The sequence below is a fragment of the Vibrio sp. IB15 genome (genome assembly GCF_016406055.1).
GTDB classification, from domain to species: Bacteria; Pseudomonadota; Gammaproteobacteria; order Enterobacterales; family Vibrionaceae; genus Vibrio; species Vibrio chagasii.
The window spans coordinates 76736-99643 of record NZ_JAEFCE010000007.1 but is presented as its reverse complement, the minus strand read 5'-3'; the positions used below and the strand labels follow the sequence as shown (position 1 = coordinate 99643).

At 44.6% G+C, this 22908-nt stretch carries 14 protein-coding genes and 1 pseudogene; 5 read left to right on the top strand and 10 right to left on the bottom strand.

Annotated elements, in window-relative coordinates; genetic code table 11:
• Positions 1 to 264 precede the first annotated feature (264 nt).
• Positions 265 to 1677 (top strand): pyruvate kinase PykF, encoded by a 1413-nt coding sequence (pykF, locus tag JC606_RS04385; RefSeq protein ID WP_008219975.1) that lies wholly within the window; start codon positions 265 to 267, stop codon positions 1675 to 1677.
• 176 nt (positions 1678 to 1853) lie between these two features.
• On the top strand, positions 1854 to 2525 hold the full coding sequence (locus tag JC606_RS04380) for a GntR family transcriptional regulator (protein ID WP_081090364.1): 672 nt from the start codon (positions 1854 to 1856) through the stop codon (positions 2523 to 2525).
• Positions 2526 to 3129: 604 nt separating this feature from the next.
• Here JC606_RS04380 and JC606_RS04375 read toward each other — a convergent pair.
• From JC606_RS04375 to JC606_RS04330, 10 genes and pseudogenes are all read right to left on the bottom strand, one after another.
• Positions 3130 to 4994 (bottom strand): annotated as a pseudogene (locus tag JC606_RS04375) (diguanylate cyclase).
• A 115-nt stretch (positions 4995 to 5109) separates the two neighbouring features.
• Positions 5110 to 5604, bottom strand: coding sequence for an acetolactate synthase small subunit (ilvN, locus tag JC606_RS04370; RefSeq protein ID WP_008219984.1), 495 nt, complete (start codon positions 5602 to 5604; stop codon positions 5110 to 5112).
• 1 nt (position 5605) lies between these two features.
• Positions 5606 to 7345 carry an acetolactate synthase 3 large subunit gene (locus tag JC606_RS04365; protein ID WP_198778085.1) on the bottom strand — a complete coding sequence of 580 codons (1740 nt, stop codon included), beginning with the start codon at positions 7343 to 7345 and terminating at the stop codon, positions 5606 to 5608.
• Positions 7346 to 7805: 460 nt separating this feature from the next.
• Positions 7806 to 9614 (bottom strand): AMP-dependent synthetase/ligase, encoded by a 1809-nt coding sequence (locus JC606_RS04360; protein ID WP_137407190.1) that lies wholly within the window; start codon positions 9612 to 9614, stop codon positions 7806 to 7808.
• A 201-nt stretch (positions 9615 to 9815) separates the two neighbouring features.
• Positions 9816 to 10775, bottom strand: coding sequence for a transcriptional regulator LeuO (gene leuO / locus JC606_RS04355; RefSeq protein ID WP_061033548.1), 960 nt, complete (start codon positions 10773 to 10775; stop codon positions 9816 to 9818).
• A 346-nt stretch (positions 10776 to 11121) separates the two neighbouring features.
• Complete coding sequence (locus JC606_RS04350) at positions 11122 to 12177, bottom strand: MJ1255/VC2487 family glycosyltransferase (protein ID WP_137407192.1); 1056 nt, start codon at positions 12175 to 12177, stop codon at positions 11122 to 11124.
• A gap of 54 nt (positions 12178 to 12231) precedes the next feature.
• Positions 12232 to 12756 (bottom strand): phosphatase PAP2 family protein, encoded by a 525-nt coding sequence (locus JC606_RS04345; RefSeq protein ID WP_137407193.1) that lies wholly within the window; start codon positions 12754 to 12756, stop codon positions 12232 to 12234.
• A gap of 207 nt (positions 12757 to 12963) precedes the next feature.
• Positions 12964 to 16071 (bottom strand): efflux RND transporter permease subunit, encoded by a 3108-nt coding sequence (locus tag JC606_RS04340; RefSeq protein ID WP_137407194.1) that lies wholly within the window; start codon positions 16069 to 16071, stop codon positions 12964 to 12966.
• The gene (locus tag JC606_RS04335; RefSeq protein WP_137407195.1) at positions 16068 to 17405 is read right to left on the bottom strand and encodes an efflux RND transporter periplasmic adaptor subunit; all 1338 of its coding nucleotides are present in this window, start codon (positions 17403 to 17405) and stop codon (positions 16068 to 16070) included. The genes JC606_RS04340 and JC606_RS04335 overlap by 4 nt, the downstream gene beginning before the upstream one ends.
• Complete coding sequence (locus tag JC606_RS04330) at positions 17405 to 18064, bottom strand: TetR/AcrR family transcriptional regulator (protein ID WP_137407196.1); 660 nt, start codon at positions 18062 to 18064, stop codon at positions 17405 to 17407. The genes JC606_RS04335 and JC606_RS04330 overlap by 1 nt, the downstream gene beginning before the upstream one ends.
• A gap of 568 nt (positions 18065 to 18632) precedes the next feature.
• On the opposite strand from JC606_RS04330, the gene leuA reads away from it, so the two are divergent.
• From leuA to leuC, 3 genes are all read left to right on the top strand, one after another.
• Positions 18633 to 20180 carry a 2-isopropylmalate synthase gene (leuA, locus tag JC606_RS04325; RefSeq protein WP_137407197.1) on the top strand — a complete coding sequence of 516 codons (1548 nt, stop codon included), beginning with the start codon at positions 18633 to 18635 and terminating at the stop codon, positions 20178 to 20180.
• A gap of 98 nt (positions 20181 to 20278) precedes the next feature.
• Positions 20279 to 21370 (top strand): 3-isopropylmalate dehydrogenase, encoded by a 1092-nt coding sequence (gene leuB, locus JC606_RS04320; protein WP_004740807.1) that lies wholly within the window; start codon positions 20279 to 20281, stop codon positions 21368 to 21370.
• Between the two features lie 111 nt (positions 21371 to 21481).
• Positions 21482 to 22894 carry a 3-isopropylmalate dehydratase large subunit gene (gene leuC, locus JC606_RS04315; RefSeq protein ID WP_137407198.1) on the top strand — a complete coding sequence of 471 codons (1413 nt, stop codon included), beginning with the start codon at positions 21482 to 21484 and terminating at the stop codon, positions 22892 to 22894.
• Positions 22895 to 22908 lie beyond the last annotated feature (14 nt).

The following is a 22908-nucleotide window of genomic DNA, read 5'->3' as shown; positions in this document are numbered from 1 at the left end:
GAAAAGAAAAAAAATTACAAAACTGACCGTTATTTTTTTGCAACTTTCACCTGATATATTGGTGTAAGTCACAGAAACCCGATGTTGAATCAAAATCTTTTGGTCATAAAATGACTAAAATTGATGAAAGACTTACAACTCTGAAGGGCATATTGGAAGTCCCGCGATTTTACTCAGCAGGCACAAAATGTTGATGTAGCGGACCAATCTTCAGAACTTAAATAAATTTCAAATTGTAACAATACTTACCGGAGAGTACCTTCCATGAAAAAGACCAAAATCGTATGTACGATTGGCCCTAAAACTGAATCTGTAGAGAAGCTAACTGAACTAGTAGATGCTGGCATGAACGTTATGCGTCTTAACTTCTCTCACGGTGATTTCGCAGAGCACGGCACTCGTATTGCGAACTTCCGCGAAGTAATGGACAAAGTAGGTAAGCAACTTGCTATCCTTCTTGATACTAAAGGCCCAGAGATCCGTACTATCAAACTAGAAGGCGGTAACGACGTAGATCTAGTAGCTGGTCAAGAATTCACTTTCACAACTGATACTTCAGTTGTAGGTAACAAAGAGACTGTAGCGGTAACTTACGCTGGTTTCGCAGCTGACCTAAACGCTGGTAACACAATCCTAGTAGATGACGGCCTAATCGAAATGGAAGTTATCTCTACTACTGAAACTGAAGTTAAGTGTAAAGTTCTTAACAACGGCGCACTAGGCGAAAACAAAGGTGTTAACCTTCCTGGTGTTTCTGTTCAACTTCCAGCTCTTTCTGAGAAAGACAAAGCTGACCTTAAGTTTGGTTGTGAGCAAGGCGTTGACTTCGTAGCTGCATCTTTCATCCGTAAAGCATCTGACGTTAAAGAGATCCGTGAGATCCTAGACGCAAACGGCGGCAACGATATCCACATCATCTCTAAGATTGAGAACCAAGAAGGTGTAGATAACTTCGACGAAATCCTTGAGCTTTCTGACGGTATCATGGTTGCTCGTGGTGACCTAGGTGTTGAAATCCCAGCTGAAGAAGTAATCTTCGCTCAGAAAATGATGATCGAGAAGTGTAACCGTGCACGTAAGATGGTTATCACAGCAACTCAAATGCTTGATTCTATGATCAACAACCCACGTCCAACTCGTGCAGAAGCGGGTGACGTTGCGAACGCAATCATGGATGGTACTGACGCAGTAATGCTTTCTGGCGAAACGGCTAAAGGTAAGTACCCTGTTGAAGCTGTTACTATCATGGCTCAAATCGCGAACCGTACTGATTCAGCTCTTAAAGCTGAGCTAGGTTCTCGTCTAGACAGCCCACGTCTACGCATCACTGAAGCAGTATGTAAAGGCGCAGTAGACACAGCTGAGAAGCTAGCTGCTCCTCTAATCATCGTTGCTACTGAAGGCGGCAAGTCTGCACGTTCAGTACGTAAGTACTTCCCAACTGCAAACATCATTGCACTGACAACTAACCAAAAGACAGCTGCTCAGCTTGTTCTTACTAAAGGTGTTCGTCCAGTTCTTGTTGAGTCTATCGACAGCACTGATGCTTTCTACAAAATGGGTAAAGAATACGCACTTGAAGCTGAGTTCGGCAGCAAAGGCGACATCGTTGTAATGGTTTCTGGTGCTCTAGTAGCTTCAGGCACTACAAACACGGCATCTGTTCACGTTCTATAAGAATGAACCGATTCGCATAAAATATAAAAGAGGGCTTCGGCCCTCTTTTTTTATGAAACAAAATCTTGCCTAACTTTTCAGTACGCTGTATTATCAATCACAATAGAACTACGTACTGTTAACTTCCTATGGACTCTTTCTAAGAGACGGATTAGCAGACTAGAAATCAAATATACATGAGGTTTGTAATGTCTAGTCCTACTCTCACTGACAAAGTATCAAAGATGATTCGCCAAGATATTCTTAATGGTGAGTTAGCCCCAGGCCAAAAGCTCGTTGTTGCTGATCTAAAGAACAGATACAACGTTGGCGCATCTCCGATTCGTGAAGCCCTAGTACAGTTATCTTGGAGCAAATACGTGAAGCTCGAGCCGCAAAAAGGCTGCTGGGTATCGCCAGTGTCAAAGAAAGAGCTGAATGATCTTTATGAAAGCTTACGTGTCGTGTCTTCAGTTCTACTGAAAAAAGCCATTTCTGCGGGGGATGAAACTTGGGAACTGGATGTACTGACTTCTTACCATAAGCTTTCGCGAGTACAGCACGTATCTGAAGAGTTTGATTGTGTGGAATGGGAAGAACGTCACCAACAATTCCACGTTGCGCTACTTGAAGGTGCGGACTCAGAGAACATGTTTAGCTTCTTTGAAGATTTGATCAATCAAGTAAAACGTTACCGCTTCCTAGCGATGTCGGCGGAAAGTGCATCAGATGATCTGTTCAATATTGATGAGCACGAAATGATCATGAAACTCGTGCTGTCAAAAAACGTAGAACAAGCGACAGAGTTGCTTGATCAACACCTACTAGGTTCAATGAAGCGAATTGAAGAAGTTATCGAAGCGGCTTAATGCAGCGATAAATTTTGAACAAATAAAAACGGAGCCTAGCAGCTCCGTTTTTTGTTTTTCAGCATCAAGCTGGCTACCACCCAAAAAACTCTTTGTGATGAGTATTGAGCAGTAAAACCATAGGTAAGAAATACAAAGCACTCAGCTTAAAACCAAGAATGACCAATGTACCTATGGTTAATCTCACTAAAAAATCGACAAACATACCACGCCTCTTTCAACCAGACTGTATCATCCCCAAACTCTTGCTCCAGCTAACCTAATTCTACTGCTGCTTTTCAACTCATTGAAAAAGCTAACTAACCAGCTGAATTAAGTTAACGGTGTCATCCCTTTAATATCTGGTAAACACTCTATTTATCACACCGCTTAACACGATGTAATCTGAAGCAAGGTAGTTTACTCATTGTTCATTTTAGCTCAAATTTTCGCCAACATTAGACTTTAGTCTAACCGTGTAGAATTTGTGACATAGGTCGCTCAAAAATGAGATTCCTCATATGTACACAGAGGAAGCGACTTCATCACTTACTAAGTTGCAAGCTATATAAAGAGTACTCGATGGGAAAGTGGGAGGATATTTAGGAGTAAAAAGAGTCTGTAGCTAAGCAACATCCGCATAGCTAGGACAAATCGAGACGGTATTTCGTCCCGAGGATTTCGATTCGTAAAGGCCGACGTCTGCGCATTTGTATGAACGGGTACTGTTACTCGTCAAATCAGTGAAACCGACGCTGACGATAACTCAATCTCGATTCGCAGCCGGTCCAAGACACGCTTCGCTTCTGATAAAGAGGTGTGCGGCATCAACAGTGCAAACTCTTCCCCACCAACACGCGCCACAAAATCGGTACTACGGAGGCTGTCTTGTAGAAGCTTAGCTACTCTTGCAATCACACGATCGCCCTCATCATGACCAAGCTCGTCATTAATTCGCTTAAAGTTATCGATATCGACTAAAGCTAAACAAGTAGTCGCTTCATTTGGGTAACGCTCAACCAAACGAGAATAATAAGCTAACTGCTCTTCAAACTTTCGACGATTCCAAAGGTTACTCAAAGCGTCTCGCTCACTCAGAAAACGCAGACGAACTTCGAGCTCTTTCCTTACTGATATATCCACCAGCGAAGTAATGTAGTAGCTCACTTTCCCTGAACTGTTCTTGACCGCATGGACACGCATAATAGCGGTAAAAGGGATGCGCAGTTTGTTTTTACACAGCACTTCCCCTTCCCACACTTCTTCGTTGTCTAGGTGTCGCCAGATGGATTCACTGGTGATCTGCTGCTCTGTATTTTCCAACAGAAGTTGCAGCGCATTATGACCGATAACTTGTGCTTCGCTGTAACCGGTCATATTTTCAAACTCGTTGTTGATCATCATAGTACGATGCTGCTTATCAGTGATCATCACGGCAGACATGCCATTCAACGCTGCGCGAGCTAACTTACTCTCTAAGCTACGACGTCGATAATGCGTCACCAGATAAGCAAATGGGAACGCGAACAGCAACACAGTGAAAAGCACGATGATCTCTTCATGGGCAAGATCATTTAGATCACGTTCAGCTCTAGCGAGCAGTTGTTTTTGATTCAATTGAATCACAAGGTGCATCTTTTGATTATTAGCTAGCTGAACCGTGTTAAACGCGAACAGGTTACCATCTTCAAACACAGTGCCCATTTGTTGTCGAGAGAGGGCTTCCCATGTTTGAGGTGCGATGTTTTTTAGGTTGAAGCCTTTCCTTTCAGGAACAGAATCGCCAAACAATTTACTGTTGTTTGGACTCGCAATGTAATAACCCTCACCATTGACGACTTCAGCTCTAAAATCATAATCAGGTGCGAAATTAAGACGTGAAGACAACCCCCAGACATCCAGATTGATCACCAGATAACCGACTCGCTTCTCCGGAGTTTCAACAGGCGTGAAGACTCTAAACACCGGTTTATAAGGATATGCCAACTCACCATGTTCGGTTTCAAGCTCAATTCCCCAACCACCAATATCTTCATGCTCTAAGCTCTTAGCAAAATGATAGTAGCTAGAGTCAGACCTATCTTGTAATTGCTGAGGTATTGTCACAGCGCCCGTGGCAGAGGAATAATTCACTCGGACCAGCTCTTTACCCTCAACATCAATAAGATGAATTTGTGTATACCATTTTTGGTTCACTAACACAGACTGCCATACCTCTTCGAGGAGGCTTTTGGTTTGTTCAGAGGGGGAGGAAGCGAAATTAACAAGGCTTTGGCTATGACTCAGTAGTTTCATCACCGAAACCAACTGAGATTTTAAGAGCTTGTAATCTCGTTCTGCGTAAACCAACTGATGAAGGGCTTGTTTCGCAGAGTAATCAAAACTTTGTTGTTTTACTTCTTGGTAACGTTGTAAATAGTAAAGACCCACTGCAGCAGACAGTGTTATCGAAATAATCAGCAATGTAATTATCGATTTACTATTTCTCATTGATAACTCAAGTAAAAGAAGGCGTGAAGCGCAGGATTATAGCACTCTATAAAATTAACAAAATAAAAGCCGCTTAAAAAAGCGGCTATAAAACTATTTTTTAAGTGCTTGTTGTTTAAGCTTTCAGCGCACGTTCGCCACGGGCGATGCCCACAACGCCACTGCGTGCCACTTCAAGTACTTCAGTCACTTCAGACAACGCTTGAATGAAAGCATCCAGCTTTTCACTCGTACCCGCCATTTGCACTGTATATTGAGAAGCCGTCACATCAACGATCTGACCACGGAAGATATCCGCTGTGCGTTTCACTTCTGCACGAGCAAAACCGCTCGCACGTACTTTAACCATCAAGAGCTCACGCTCGATGTGTTCAAGCTCAGACACCTCTTGCACTTTTAGTACATCGATTAGCTTGTGCAGTTGCTTTTGAATCTGTTCAAGCTGCATTTCGCTCGAGTTGGTCGTCACGTTCAAACGAGAAAGCGTTGGATCATCGGTTGGCGATACGTTCAACGACTCAATGTTGTAGCCACGTTGAGAAAACAAACCAACCACACGAGAAAGCGCACCCGGTTGGTTTTCCATTAGTAGTGAAATAATGTGTCTCATATTATGTTCTCTCCGTTTTGCTTAGCCACATGTTATCCATACCCTCGCCCTTAATCTGCATTGGGTATACGTGCTCGGTATCATCCACACTGATATCGACAAATACCAAACGGTCTTTCATCGCCAGTGCTTTTTCCAAACCTGATTCCAGTTCATCTGGAGATGAAATGCGCATACCTACGTGGCCATAAGCCTCTGCGATGGCAGCAAAATCAGGAACAGAGTCCATATATGAGTTAGAGTGGCGACCTTGATAAACAATGTCTTGCCACTGTTTTACCATTCCTAAGAAACGGTTGTTTAGGTTAATAATCTTAACTGGGATATTGTATTGCAGCGCCGTAGACAACTCTTGGATATTCATCTGAATACTGCCATCACCGGTTACCACTACTACTTCTTCATCTGGCTTAGCAAACTTAACACCCATGCCAGCAGGCAGACCAAAGCCCATAGTGCCTAGGCCACCAGAGTTAATCCAACGGCGCGGTTTATTAAATGGGTAGTATAACGCTGCGAACATTTGATGTTGACCAACGTCAGAAGCAACGTAAGCATCGCCATTGGTTACTTTGTGCAGAGCTTCAATAACTTGCTGCGGCTTAATGCACTCAGAAGACTTTTCATACGCTAAGCAGTTACGATCTTGCCACTGCTTGATTTCACTCCACCAGCTTTCCAGAGCTTCAGCATCATTGGTGCCGCCTTGCTCAACCAGTAGATTAACCATGCTCTCTAGTACTTTTTCCGCAGAACCTACGATTGGTAGATCCACTTTCACGTTCTTAGAGATCGACGACGGGTCGATATCAATATGCATGATCTTCGCGTTTGGGCAGTACTTATCAAGGTTGTTGGTTGTACGATCATCAAAACGTACACCGACACCAAAAATAAGATCGGCGTTGTGCATCGCCATATTGGCTTCGTACAAACCGTGCATGCCAAGCATGCCTAGAGAGTTCTTGTGCGTGCCCGGGAAGGCACCAAGCCCCATTAAAGTGCTTACTACAGGTAAATTCAATGCTTCAGCCAATTTGATCAGCTGTTGATCGGCCTCAGAGATAACCGCACCGCCACCGACATAAAGTACTGGCTTTTTCGCTTCAAGAAGTGCCTTTAGTGCCTTCTTAATCTGACCTTTATGACCCGTAACCGTTGGGTTGTACGAACGCATCTTGATCGTTTCTGGGTATTGATAAGGAAGCTTAATTTGCGGATTTAATACATCTTTTGGCAAGTCGATAACCACAGGACCAGGACGTCCTGTCGTTGAAATATAGAATGCTTTTTTTAGCACTTCAGGGATATCTTCCGCTTTCTTAACTAAGAAGCTGTGTTTAACGATCGGGCGAGATACACCGACGATATCACACTCTTGGAAGGCATCATTACCAATGAGATTGTTTGGTACGTTACCAGAGATAACGATCATTGGAATCGAATCCATGTACGCCGTTGCGATACCCGTTACGGTATTGGTTGCGCCAGGACCAGAACATACTAGTACTACACCGGGCTTGCCGGTAGAACGAGTGTAGCCATCTGCCATATGAGTAGCGGCTTGCTCGTGTCGTACTAATACGTGTTTGATTTCGTCAGTTTTCGCATGCAGCGCATCATAGATATCAAGTACAGAACCACCTGGGTAACCAAAGATTTGTTCTACACCCTCTTCAATAAGAGACTGCACCACCATCTCAGCGCCGGATAACATTGCTGTTTCAGGTTTTGTTGTCATATTGCTCTCCTCACCAGTTTCCAAGCACATTTGGTGAACGTGTTGGGCTGGTTTTTCATAGTCTAGGGCTTATTCGTAGCCTAATTCGAAATACTTCCACTTTTTCGGCTATGGCTGTCTGTCGTGATAACAACAAACAGTAATACGAAACAACTTTAACGCTTTATTATCATCCGGTCTAACACCTGTTAATCGACAATTATGCCAAAAAACCAACTATCAGCTTAAAGCATCAAACAAAACCTAAGCAGAGTTAAATAACCAGTTACAAACACTACAAAAAAAGACAAAAAAAGCACTTAATATTTATATAAATGGCTAATTATCGATAAATGAAGCGCTTTCCTGTGTGCGTCTTCGCACATTATTCCAAGCCTTAAGGCATAAAAAATCCCCCTAAAAATGCAATCACATTCGTAGGGGGATTTTTAAACAACTGAAAATTTATCTCAGCAGAAATCTACTTATCTTTCGACTTTTCAGTGTACATTTCTTCGATTTCGTCTTGATACTTGTCGTTGATAACCTTACGACGCAATTTCTGAGTTGGCGTCAGTTCGCCATCATCCATCGAAAATGCTTTTGGTAATAGCTTGAACTTCTTCACTTGTTCAAACTTAGCCAATTCTTGCTGCAAGTCATTCACACGCTTCTCAAGCATCTCAACGATCTGATGGTGCTTAATCAATTCAACGCGGTCGTGGTACTTGATATTCAATTCTTTAGCGTACTCTTCAAGAGAGTCGTAACACGGAACAATCAGTGCAGAAACGAATTTACGCGTATCAGCAATAACGGCAATCTGTTCGATGAAGTGGTCTTTACCGATCGCGCCCTCTACTACTTGCGGTGCAATGTACTTGCCACCTGAGGTTTTCATCAGCTCTTTGATACGGTCGGTAATAAACAGGTTACCATTTTCATCAAAATGACCCGCATCTCCGGTTTTCAAGAAACCATGCTCGTCGAACGTTTTCGCTGTCTCTTCTGGCATTTTGTAGTAACCACGCATTACCATTGGGCCGCGAACAAGAATCTCATTCTGCGCACCAATTTTTACTTCCGCGCCCGGCATCGCCATACCAATCGAGTCAGGGTTAAAGCAGCGGTCATCCCAGCACGAAACGGTTGCTGTGGTTTCAGTCATGCCGTAACCAAGTTTTACGTTAATGCCGATAGCGTGGAAAAAACGACCAATGGTTTCATCGAGCTTCGCACCGCCACATGGCATGAAGTTGATGTTACCGCCAAGCAGCGCTCGCAATTTGGATAACACAAGCTTATCAGCTAGTGCATGGCTCTTCTTCAGCATCAGTGATGGTGTGCGACCTTCTTGGTGACAAACCGACAGCTTCGCGCCCATGTTTACTGCCCAAGTAAATAGCACTTTCCGGATAAACGGCGCTTTCGAAACCTTCTCGTGAATCGCTGAGAAGATTTTCTCGTAGAAACGGGGAACCGCACACATCACGGTCGGCTTCACGTCGCTCAGCGCGTCACGCACCTGCATAGTATCTTGCAGGTAACAGTTGGTTGCGCCTTTGTAGAGCACGTAGAAAGTCCACGCACGCTCAAATACGTGAGATAGAGGTAAGAAACACAATGAGACATCGTCTTTCGTTAAGCTCAAGCGCTCATCGTGCCCTTCTAGTTGATAGCCAACATTGGTGTAATCAAGCATTACGCCCTTAGGTTGACCTGTAGTACCAGAGGTATAGATAAGAGTCAGTAAGTCGTCCATGCTTGCGTCAGCAAGACGAGTATCAAGTTCAGCTTGCTGAGCCTCAACACCGCGCGCCATGAAATCAGTCCAAGATACCGCAAAGCTATGGCCTTGAAGATCGATATCATCAGACATCGCGACAACCACTTCTAGCTGTTCGCACTCTTCAAATAGGCTCACGGCCGCGTCAAATTGGACTTGCTCACCAACGAATAAGATCTTCACATCCGCATTTTGGATGATGTAAGACGACTGCGCTGCTGTGTTGGTTGGATAAATCGGCACAGTCACAAGACGAGCTTGTAAAGATGCAAAATCTGCCACGGTCCATTGAGGCATATTGTTTGAATAGATACCGATCTTTTCTTGAACTCTCAGTCCCTGAGCCAATAGTGCTAATGAAAGCGTATCGATTTGTTGTCCAAACTGCTGCCAGCTAATACCTTGCCATACATTATCTACTTTGTGCTTCAAAGCTGTACGGTTGCCGCCTTGGGCAATTTGGTCACGAAGTCTTTTTACGATATGAAAATCTAAATTGGCCATCTCTTTACCTTTGGCTTACACCTGTAAGCTTTTTTGAGCGCACAAGTGTACCTCTGATCATGGAAAAGGCAACTGATGAAGCTCAAAGTTATAAGTAATAGTACGTATCACGCTAAGTTTTCTATCAACAAAAATAGCAGGTACAAAAAAGCCCCAAGCCAGACTCCCAGCTTAGGGCTTATAAATCATAGAGTTTAGTGCTTAGTTAAGCGCCACTACTTCGCCACAGATCATCATCAGCTGATCTCGTAACCAAATGTGTCCCTTATCTTTTTCACTTGATTCGTGCCAGCTTAGGTAGCCAGAGATTGCCGCATTATCGAATGGGAAATCTAGAATCTGTAAGTTCTCTTTGTTTGCTGCGTGCTCTACCATCCAGCGAGGTGCAATCGTCACTAACTCTGATTGACCAACAACGTAAAGTACGTTGCTTAGGCTCGTACCTTCGTAGAAAGGCATGCAATCTAGGTCACGGTATGCTTGCTCAGAGAAGCTGCGTTGGCCGTGAATGCGAGACAGTTTAGCGTGCTTCTCGTTCAATAGCTCTTCAGCTGTCACTTCACCGTTAATGCGTGGGTGAGAAGACGAAGCAACCACAACCAATTCGTCTTGGAAGATCTCAGTACTTGAGAAACCTTGCTCATCAAAGCGAGCGTAATCGATCACGAAGTCGATTTCTTGGTAGCGCATACGCTCAGAAAGTTGACGATCAAATTCAGCATCCATGTGCAGTTTAACGCTAGGTGCTTGCTCGTTGATAGTCGACATAATCTTAGGTGCAAAACGCATGTCACAAGGGCTGCAAATCGCAAGCTTGAACAAGCGAGAAGACGACTCTGGAGAGAACACAGAGCTTGGTAATTCGTTGCGTACTAGTTGAAGCGCTTGGCGGATAGGACCGAACAACTGACGTGCACGTTGAGTCGGTTGAATACCACGACCCTGGCGCATAAATAGTTCGTCGTTAAACATCACTTTCAAGCGAGCCACAGCGTTACTTACTGCCGGCTGAGACATACCTAAATTGTGAGCTGCACGTGTAATGTTTTGCTCTTGCATTACTGCATCAAATACAGTCAAAAGGTTTAAGTCTACTCCACGAAGTGTGCTTTCCATTCTGTAGCTAGCAATAGCACTCATTGCGTCTTTTTTATCTAACATTCAAGTTGCCTCTTGTCGGTACGACAGCATTAAATTTGTAATGGTATGGGAATAGATAACCACTAATTCTTATATTTATCAGACCGATGTTTTTCGGATTACCACTACTATTAACCAATACATCGTAGGCTACCAACAAGATTGATAAAGAATGACTTAATTTTATCTCAATAATTAATTAATAATTAAAAATCAATAACTTGAATAGTTATAAAAAAACATAAAATGCGCTATTTATGAGTTTCATTTCGACTTATTTAGCTGTTCTATCGTTTGGTTACATTTGTTACAATTTATTGAATTGATGAATTGATTGACCATTCAATCCAAAAACACCACTTATGGATTAGGTAAGCGATGCGTAGCTCGGAAAGTCCACCTTCTCCCAAAGCTGTTTTCTTAGGTCATCTTGATTGGCCCAATTCCCGGCTAAAACCCACTCAACAAGCGCACTAGCGACATCTGGATAAGAGACAACTTCAGCCTGTTTTTCGTTGAGCCAACTACGCAAGATCGCCGGATCAAGAAAGCTCATAGTTTGAGCTAATCCAAGCGCTTCAAGTGTGGCCACATTGCTCTGTTGTTCAAACTGTCCATCAAGTGGTTTAAGCAGTAGCTTCTTGCCCAGAGTAAGCGCTTCAGATGGCAGTTCAAACCCACCATTAGCCACCACACCAGAGCACTGATTTAGGTCGAATTGGAAACCCGCATGACTGAGTGGTTTAAAGGTAATGTTTTCGACTTGGCTATGCTCTATCACATTTGGGTGATAACAGACAAAACTGTGCGAAACAAACTTCATTAATAGCTCTGAAATCGCTTCCAGATCCTCAAACGGCAAATAGACCAAAGTGAAATCCTGTGGCGCTTGAGTCTGCTCGTTGTGAACTAAGGTGTGAACAATAGGCGGAAGTATAGGCTGCTCAAAATGATACCAGTGCAAACCGATAGAGTGCTCTGTCGGAGCAAAGTGTTGAATCACAGAATGTTCAATCCAGTTTCCCCCTTCTTTAGGAACATCATAACGAAACGCATTCTGGTGACTGATTCCGATACAAGGGACTCCCTGCCTTTTGGCTGCCCAAGCTGTCACAGGTTCAAAGTCATTGAGCACCAAGTCATAGGGTGTAAGGTCCATCTGTTTAACCTCATTAAGAAAGCGCCAGATATTATTCTTAATGAATGTCTTTCCATATTTGACCTGCCCTTGTTCACTATAAAAGGTTAAGCCGTTACGAACTTGGTAGTTGCCAAACTCTTCCATCGAAAAGTACTTGCTTGCTTCTCGGCCTGAAAAGAGAAAATCAACATCGATGTTTTGTTGACGAAACGCGACAGCCATTGCCCTTGCACGAGCAATATGACCATTTCCAGTGCCTTGTACGCCGTATAAAATTTTCATGAAACTTCCTTTCGATTCGCTGGTTTAGCGCTTGGTGATGTGGTCATTCGATAATTAAAGAATGAAGCTAATAGCAAGGCTGGTACAAGCTATGCCCAAAGCAGCACCAATGAGTACGTCCGTTAAAAAGTGCACGCCGAGTAATATTCGAGATCCAGCAATCGCTGCAGCCCAAGTCAAACTAAAGAGATGTAAGCTCGGATAGAAATGCCCGATTAATGTCGCCATAACAAAAGCAGCAGCGGCATGCCCAGATGGCAGGCTGTACTTATCTGATGGGACAATATGAGAGTGAAGCAAAGAGGAAAATTCGGCTGGTCGACGGCGCTTTAGAGTATTTTTAGCAAGCCAATAGATTGGCAGCTCAATCGCGAAGGCAGTTAAGCCCACCAACAGAAAATCACTGCCTGTTTTGCTATCGGCGAGCAATGCAATCAAAGCAATCAATATATAGAGGTGACCATCCCCCGTATGAGAGACCGCCTTACTCAACGTCGCATGTTGGCCACTAAAACGGTTCTTTAAACAGAAAACAGAAAATGCCACATCCCAGCGGACAATAGGTTCGATAGTACGCATACGTTCTCCTTAACAATCCTTATTCAGTTAAGGGTCAACTTATGCCCAACAAATGACAGTTAAGTGACGTTTTGAATGAACTAAAATGAAATTTTCCACGGTTGAGAAGCCGATGATTCAACCGTATCAGAGGCTCATTCACCTCATATAAAAATAAAGCGACCCTAGGCCGCTTTATTATTCATTTCTAATTTCTGACTTAAAACTCTATAGCGAAAGGGGCTCGTGCTTTTTCACTAAACCGAAGTCAGCCAAGATTGCGTAAGCCGCAGGGATCATAAACAGCACCAGCAGGGTTGAAGCAAAGATGCCAAATACGATCGAGATAACCAAAGGCTGAATAACCTGAGCCTGTAAACTGGTTTCGGTGAGCAAAGGCAATAAACCAGCTGCCGTCGTCATCGAGGTTAAGAACACGGCACGGAAACGCTCACGACTCGCTTTCACCACCGAGTCATGCACGCTATCTCCTTCATCAACGTGATGACGAATGTATTGAACGAGTAAGATAGAGTCGTTAACTACAATCCCTGCAAGCGACACAAAGCCCATCATACTTGGCATACTTAACGAGTGGCCAAGCACCCAGTGACCAACTACAACTCCGATAAAGGCTAATGGAATCGCGAGCATCACAACTACAGGCTCTAAATAGCTTCTGAATTGATAACTCAGAATCGCAAACACACCAAACAGACCGAGCAAGAAGCCTTTGCCCATCGAGGCGCCCGTCTTGGCAGCATCCTTCGCTTCCCCTTCGAAATCAAAACGTAAGCCTGGGTACTTCTGAATGAGTTTAGGCGCTTCATCTTTTTGGAACTGAGCCAAGATCGCTGAAGAGCTCGCTTTCTTATTATCAATATCACCAAAGATACTAATAGTCCTCAGTCCATCAATACGTTGAATACGTACATAATTACGCTGGAAATCGAGCGTCGCCAGCGTAGCTAACGGAATTTGGCTGCCGTCCGCGGTAATGATTGGGAAGTTAGCAAGCTGTTGAATGTCACCCGCTTGCTCTTTATCAAGACGCACCTCTATCGAGATATTCTCAACACCGATTTGAATCTCGTCCGCTGTCTGGCCAAAGAAGGCCGCGCGCAATTGAGAGGCAATCATCTGCCCGTTCACATTGTAGGTTTCAGCGCCTGGGCGCAGCTTAACCAAGATCTCTTCTTTACCCATGCGCATGTCATCAAGCACACCATGAACACCATCAAACTCATTCAGATAAGCTTGAATATCCAGAGAAGCAGCTTTCAATGCATTAAGGTCATCATGCTTGGCACGGATCTCAATCGCTCGTCCACCTGGCCCCATGGTTGGTTGCTTGAAAACCAACGAGATTGGGTCTGCGAGTTCACCAATATCCTCTCGCCACGCATCGATAAAATCATCGATCACCGTATTACGACTCTCAGCACCACGAAGGTCTAAGCGCACGGTAGCCAAGTGCGGGCCAGATTCGTTGGCATCGGCATTAGCGTTAAACTGGCTGGTGATATGTTCGACTAGCGTGTTGCCCTCTTCAACTTCTTCGCTCCACTGCTCATTCAAACGCTCAGCAGAAGCCACAATCTTATCGACCACTCTCTCAGTTTGAGACAGTGATGCCCCCGGAGGAAGAATGATACGAGCCTCAGCAATATCACCATCAAGCTCTGGGAATGGCTGGAATTTGACAACACCACCAGCAATCAAGGAGATCGATAGGAGCAGCAAGGTCAACACTCCGCCCATAAAGGCATAGCGGAAGGTCACCACTTTCTCGACCATATTCATCAAGGTGGTATTACGAAAGTTCTCAAATTTCTCTAGCAACACAGTTTTGAAGCGCAGCGCTGGCTTATCGTTTTTCTCTTTGTGTAACGAATGCGACAAGTGATTCGGCAGAATTAAGAAAGCTTCGATCAAGCTCAACGACAGCACCAAAATCAGCACCTGAGGAACGGCCTTGAGTACCGCGCCCATTTCCCCATCAAGAAATAACAAGCTACCGAAGATACACACTGTGGTTAAGAAGGAAGACAACACGCCGGGAAGCACTTTCTTAACACCGTTATACACCGCGTCATCGACATTTTGTCCCCGATCGAGGTGGGAGGCTATCGACTCGGCGATCACGATGGCGTCATCCATCATAATACCGATCGCCATCAACAAACCGACCAGTGACATAATGTTAATCGACAGTCCTAAATTGGCCATTAAGAACAATCCGCCAAGAAAGGCTACCGGCAGGCCTGCAGCAACCCAAAAGGAATAACGTAAGCTGAAGAATAGCCACATGGTTGCGAATACCAGCACAATACCTTGCCAGCCATTACGCACCATCATGGTCAGACGATCCCACAATACAGAAGAGAGATCATTGGTCATTTGCAGAGTCACGCCATCAGGTGCAATTGCACGCTGGTCCTCGACAAACTGAGTGACACGCTCTTTGATTCTCAGTGCGTCATCTTCTTTGTTCTTGCTGATCTTGAGCAGCGCAGAAGGTTTACCATCAAACAACACCTTCTGTTCATCGAGCTCAAAGCGGTCAGTGATCTTGGCAATATCTCGTAAACGGATCACAGAGCCATTTGGCGCAGAACCCACTACAATGCTTTCCAATTCTACGGGCGTAATGCGCCTTTCATCGAAGCGAATCAGGAAGTTTTTGTCTGGCGTTTCAACGTTACCACTCGGCAGTTTCACATTCTGACGGCCAATTTGATCAGCAATATCACCGACACTCAAACCGAGTTGGCGAATCGCTTGAGTATCTAGCTCAACGCGATATTGGTGATCTGAGAATCCGCTAACATCAACCAGTGAAACATCGTAATCGAGCTTCATAGTGCGTTTTAGATCTTCAGCGTATGCCTTCAAATCCGGCCACGAGGTGTCCGCAGTAATCGCGATATCAACGACTGGCTCATTCCAATCCAGCTCTTGTACGACAGGTGATTCAATCTCAGTAGGGAAATCGTTGATCGAATTGATCTGAGTTTGCACATCCACCAGCATTCGGCCGATATCCGCTTTCTCATTGAGCTTGAGAATTAGACGAGCGCTGCCTTCTATCGCCTCACATTGGGTTTCTTCAATGTTAGCTAAACCATCGACCGCTTCTTCCATTCGCACACACAGGCTCTCTTCGACCTCTTGTGGAGAAGCCCCCGGATAAACAATCGCAGCCATAATGTAAGGTGGATCGTAAGCAGGGAAGGTTTCGCGTTTGATGGTAGATAACGAACTCAAACCCAATATCAACAACCCAAGCATCAACAAGTTGGCTGCGGTTGGGTGTCTTGAGAAGAACTTAATCATGAAGCGCTCCCGTCACTGTCTGCGGTAAGTTCATCACCATTTGAACCAGACTCTTTCAGCAGCATGCCTTCAATAGCGGGCAGAACGTCGTTGAGAACCAGTTTGTCTCCCGTCTGTAATTCACCACGAATCACCACTTGGTTATCTCGGCGGTAAAGCACTTCTACATTCACAACCTTCAAGCGCTGATTCTCATCCATTAAATAGATCTTATCGCCATGTAAAGCACGTTCGGGTACCACCCAGCTTGGATTGGCTAAGCCTTCAATCTCCGCTTTGACGAACATACCATTTACCAAAGGCGTGGCACTGTTTAGCTGAAGCGCAGAATAGTCTTGATTGATTTCAAGGATGATGCCTGCTGTCGCTTGGTTTTCATCCACAGTCTCACTGATTCGTGCAACCTTGGCTGGCCAAGTCAGATTTAAGCTGCCACTGTTCAACTGAATGCTTGCCTTAGCTGGCGTTTGATATGGGTTTGGGATGCCAGCAGCATCGCGAGGGAATTGAGTAAAGCTTGAGGCTAAAGTTTGCATATCGTGAATAGAGAGTTGTGCCTCAACCTCCATAACGTCAATTCCATGAGCAATGAACATCTCTTGCTGCAGATTAACTACTTGGTTCTGTTCAATATCAACCTGAGCGACTCGCATCGGTCTGGGCAAGGTGATGGTGGTTTTATCCAAAGAGCGTTGCGCTTCTTTGACCTTAGAGACATTGACCTTAATCACCGCTTGTGCGACACGCTTTTCATCTGGCATTAAGGCGATTTGGTTCTGTATATCTAACACCAGCTTCTGTTGGGAGAGTGCACTCTGCTGTTGAAGATCGACATCGGACTGAGAGGTCAGCCCTTTCTTACGTAGATCTTGTTTACGTTGTAGCTCTTTATTACTGATCACTAAACGATTTTTTTCGATCTTCAGTGTCTGTTTCAGGTTCTGTTCTTCTTGGTTCAGTTTCTCTAGTGAGGTCTGGCTCGATTTAAGATCCGCTTCGGCTTGTACCAACTTCAACTCGTAATCCAAAGGATCGATCTTAAGCACCTCAGTTCCTGCAGGGATCACTTGCCCTTTCTCAAGATCGGGGTGTCGATAAACGATCTGTCCTGTTACTTCGGCAATCGCTTTCCATTCAACCTTAGGTACCACTTTGCCAAAACCAACCGCCAACGGCGCGATCATCTGCTTCTCTAAACTGACAGTTTCAACCAAGCGCGCCCTGTCGCCGGCAGGCTTAGTTGGTAAATCTGGCTTCAAGTTAATCGCCAACACTAGACCAATCACACCAACGGCTAGGACTGGGAAGAAAAGGAGCTTTTTATTTATTCTCATTATTTTGGTTCCTGCAAAGATGAAGGGCTTGGTGCATTGATAAAGCCTTCCGTCATCAGTTGAATGTTGTGTTCGATTAATCGGTTGAGAAAGGCTTCATTAAGCTCGATGCCATGAATAGCCAGCAAAGGCGGAGGTGCTATAAATGGAAAAACCATCAAACTTATATACGACACGCGGCAGAGCTTAGGATCCATATCCTTACGCAAAACGCCTTGTGCCATCAGCTTTTCAAAAATGACATCTTGGGCGGGTTTGGTTACATCGAGAAAGACCTTCTCTAGCAGTTCTCTCTGCACCTCTGAAGGCGGCATATTCATCACTTGGGCAATTAAGCGAGGGAACTTAGGAACCTTGACCATCTCTTTGTAGTAAGTCCGCATTAAATCGAGAAAGTTCTCGTGGCTGCTCTCTGCTACCAGCTTATGCATCTGCAGCTGCATTGGTCGCAACGTTTCACGCAGCATTGCTTCAAACAACCCTGCTTTGTTACCAAAGTAATAACGAATCATCGCGATATTCACACCAGCTCGTTCAGCAATTAAACGAGTAGATACCTTGTCATACGGTTGAACAACGAACAGATCACGAGCATGCTCAATAAGCAACTGCCTGACATCGAGATTCTGCTGCGGTCGTCCTGCTTTGCGCCCTGCCATCACTGAAACCTACTAACCTAATTAATCACACGATTAATTATAGGGATAAATCGATACACTGGCAGAAGATTAATTACTCACTATTTAATCAATTGATTAATTAATTTAAACGAGCTTGTGATTTTTTTGGTGAATCGTTCCATTAAAAAGATTTACTACAAAGTTTTAACCTACACATAAGCCAAACGATAAACTAACCGCCCAACCTAAAAACCCCAAGCAGATGATAAAACCAATAAATACAGCCCTAACAGCACAAACCAAACCAAAACGCCGCTAATGTATGCTGATATTGGATTTTCTTGTTTGACGCTCAGAATAAATTACGGTACATATGGTGTTAACAGTTTATTTACGGATATTTGTGTAATGATTTTTTCTTCTTCTCGACTGCTGAAACTTCTCCTTATCGTGAACCAATCGCGCGGGTAAGTTGTGGGTCAAGAACTACACAAATATTAAAACCCGCGCTGAGCGGGTTTTTTTGTAACTGGCACTTTTAAAAGAACATCATTCTCAATAATAATTTGGATAGCAATCGATACAATATCGATATAAGGAAGCACCCATGAACGATCAAGTGATAATTTTTGATACGACTTTACGTGACGGCGAGCAGGCTCTAGCTGCAAGCCTGACAGTAAAAGAGAAGTTACAAATTGCTTATGCACTTGAAAGACTGGGTGTGGACGTAATCGAAGCTGGCTTCCCAGTATCATCTCCGGGTGATTTTGAATCAGTACAAACTATCGCAAAGAACATCAAAGATAGCCGTATCTGTGCACTTTCTCGTGCTGTAGCGAAAGATATCGATGCAGCAGCAGAAGCGTTAAAAGTGGCTGAGCAATTCCGTATTCACACCTTTATTTCTACATCGACGGTTCACGTTCAAGATAAATTGCGTCGCAGCTACGATGATGTGGTAGAGATGGCAGTAAAAGCCGTTAAACACGCACGTAACTACACAGACGATGTTGAATTTTCTTGTGAAGATGCAGGCCGTACACCTATCGATAATCTATGCCGTATGGTTGAAGCTGCCATCAACGCAGGCGCGAAAACTATCAACATTCCAGACACAGTGGGCTACACAGTGCCTAACGAGTTTGGCGGTATTATCAAAACGCTATTTGACCGCGTACCAAACATCGACCAAGCAATCATCTCAGTTCACTGTCACGATGACTTAGGCATGTCGGTTGCTAACTCAATCGCAGCGGTACAAGCTGGTGCTCGCCAAGTAGAAGGTACCATTAACGGCATTGGTGAACGCGCGGGCAACTGTTCTTTAGAAGAGATCGCAATGATCATCAAAACTCGTCAAGAGTTATTAGGTGTTCATACCGGCCTAGATAATCAAGAGATCCACCGCACCAGTAAATTGGTGAGCCAGCTTTGCCACATGCCAATTCAAGACAACAAAGCGATCGTTGGTGCTAACGCATTCAGCCACTCTTCAGGTATCCACCAAGATGGCATGCTAAAGAACAAAAATACTTACGAGATCATGACTCCTGAGTCTATTGGCTTGAAAAACAAGGCGTTGAACCTAACCAGCCGTAGTGGTCGTGCTGCTGTTAAGAGCCATATGGACGCAATGGGTTACAAAGACAACGAGTACAGCCTAGATTCATTGTACGAAGACTTCTTGAAGCTTGCTGACCGTAAAGGTCAAGTCTTCGATTACGACTTAGAAGCATTGATGCACTTCGCGAATCTACGTGACGAAGATGACTTCTACAAACTTAACTACCTAAGCGTACAATCTGGTAGTGTAATGTCTACAACCAGCATCAAGCTGCAATGTGGTGATGAAGAGAAGTGCGAAGCCGCTGTCGGTAACGGTCCTGTTGACGCGCTATACCAGTGTATCTACCGCTTAACTGGCTACGAAATCGTACTAGATAAGTTCGACCTAACCGCGAAAGGTGAAGGTGAAGATGGTTTAGGCCAAGCTGACATCATTGCTAACTATAAAGGTCGTAAGTACCACGGCACAGGCGTTTCAACAGATATCGTTGAAGCTTCTGGTCAGGCGCTACTGCACGTTATCAATAGCATTCAACGCGCAGACACCATTGCTGAAATGAAACAGCAAAAAATCGCGACAGTTTAAGTACCCAATAACAGAGCCCTAGAGCCGATGTTATTGGCTTTAGGGACAAAATTTAAAACGAGCCAAATAGCTCAGTAACAAAGAATTAAAGGATTAACATGACTGATAAATCATACAAAATTGCCGTACTACCTGGTGATGGCATTGGCCCAGAAGTAATGCAGCAAGCACACAAGGTGCTAGACGCGATCGAAAAGAAGCATGCGATTAGCTTTTCTCGCGAAGAGTATGATGTTGGTGGTATCGCCATAGATAACCACGGTTGTCCACTACCAGAGTCTACAGTGAAAGGTTGTGAAGAGTCTGACGCAGTACTTTTCGGCTCAGTTGGTGGTCCTAAGTGGGAGCACCTTCCACCCAATGACCAACCTGAGCGTGGCGCCCTACTTCCTCTACGTAAACACTTCCAACTGTTTTGTAACCTTCGTCCTGCGCAAATTCACAAAGGTTTAGAGTCTTTCTCTCCACTTCGTGCTGATATCTCCGAGCGCGGTTTTGACATCGTGGTAGTACGTGAGCTAACAGGCGGTATTTACTTCGGTCAACCTAAAGGTCGTGAAGGCGAAGGCGCTACGGAAAAAGCGTTTGATACCGAAGTTTATCACCGCTACGAAATCGAACGTATCGCAAAGATTGCTTTTGAATCGGCACGTCTACGTAACAAAAACGTTTACTCCATTGATAAAGCGAACGTTCTACAGAGCTCTATCTTATGGCGCGAAGTTGTCGAAGAGATCGCAAAAGACTACCCAGATGTAACGCTAAACCACATGTACATCGACAACGCGACCATGCAGCTAATCAAAGATCCATCTCAGTTTGACGTAATGCTGTGTTCAAACATCTTCGGCGACATCATTTCTGATGAGTGCGCAATGATCACTGGTTCTATGGGTATGCTTCCTTCTGCAAGCTTGAACGAAAGCAACTTCGGTCTATATGAACCAGCAGGAGGCAGTGCACCAGACATCGCAGGTAAGAACATTGCAAACCCAGTTGCACAAATTCTTTCTGCAGCGCTAATGCTTCGTTACAGCCTAGGCGAAGAAGCGGCAGCACAAGACATTGAAACAGCGGTATCTAAAGCGCTTTCAGCAGGCGAGCTAACAGCAGACCTAGCAGGCGATAAACAAGCGCTAACCACCTCTGAAATGGGTGACAAGATTGCAGAGTACATCTTAGCTTCATAAGCATAACGATCTAAAGTAAGTACATAAGAATAATATCCAGCCAAGTCATCCAAAGTGCCTGACTTGGCTAGAAACAAACACTGGGACTGATGCTCCCAAGGAAGAAAAGCTATGTCGACAAACCAGCAAGCCAAAACCTTATACGAAAAAGTTTACGACGCGCACGTTGCAGTAGCAGCGGAAGGCGAAAACCCGATTCTTTACATCGACCGTCACCTAGTCCACGAAGTAACGTCACCTCAAGCCTTTGATGGCCTGCGTGAAAAGGGACGTAAAGTTCGCCAAGTAGGCAAGACTTTCGCGACCATGGATCACAACGTATCCACACAAACCAAAGACATTAATGCTTCTGGCGAGATGGCGCGTATCCAAATGGAAACGCTATCAAAAAACTGTGAAGAGTTTGGTGTAACGCTTTACGACCTAAACCACAAATACCAAGGTATTGTGCACGTAATGGGCCCTGAACTAGGTATTACTCTACCGGGTATGACTATCGTTTGTGGTGACTCGCACACCGCAACACACGGTGCATTTGGTTCTCTTGCATTCGGCATCGGTACTTCAGAAGTTGAGCACGTGCTAGCAACTCAAACGCTGAAACAAGCTCGCGCTAAAACCATGAAGATCGAAGTAAAAGGTAAGGTTGCTCCAGGCATCACTGCCAAAGATATCGTGCTAGCGATCATCGGTAAAACAACAGCGGCTGGAGGTACTGGCTACGTGGTTGAATTCTGCGGTGAGGCAATTACCGACCTTACAATGGAAGGCCGCATGACGGTATGTAACATGGCTATCGAGTTGGGTGCTAAAGCAGGCTTGATTGCACCGGATGAAACCACCTACGAATACATCAAGGGTCGTAAATTCTCTCCAGAAGGTGAAGAGTTTAACGCTGCCGTTGAATACTGGAACACACTAAAAACCGATGCTGACGCAAAGTTTGATGCTGTAGTAACTCTAGAAGCCGCAGACATCAAACCACAAGTAACTTGGGGCACTAACCCTGGTCAGGTAATTTCTGTTGATGCACCTATCCCAGCACCAGAAAGCTTCGCAGACCCTGTTGAAAAAGCATCGGCTGAAAAAGCACTGGCATACATGGGCTTAGAAGCGGGTAAATCTCTATCAGATTACAGCGTAGATAAAGTATTCGTTGGCTCTTGTACTAACTCTCGTATCGAAGACATGCGCGCAGCCGCTGCAGTAGCGAAAGGTCGCCAAGTAGCAAAACATGTGCAAGCGCTTATCGTTCCGGGCTCTGAGCAAGTAAAAGCTCAAGCTGAAGCTGAAGGCTTAGATGTTATCTTCAAAGAAGCCGGTTTTGAGTGGCGTTTACCAGGTTGTTCTATGTGTCTTGCAATGAACAACGACCGTCTTGGTCCACAAGAGCGCTGCGCGTCTACATCAAACCGTAACTTTGAAGGTCGCCAAGGCCGTGATGGTCGTACGCACCTAGTTAGTCCTGCAATGGCTGCAGCCGCAGCGATCGCTGGCCACTTTGTCGATATTCGTGAACTTTAATTAGAGGATTTAAC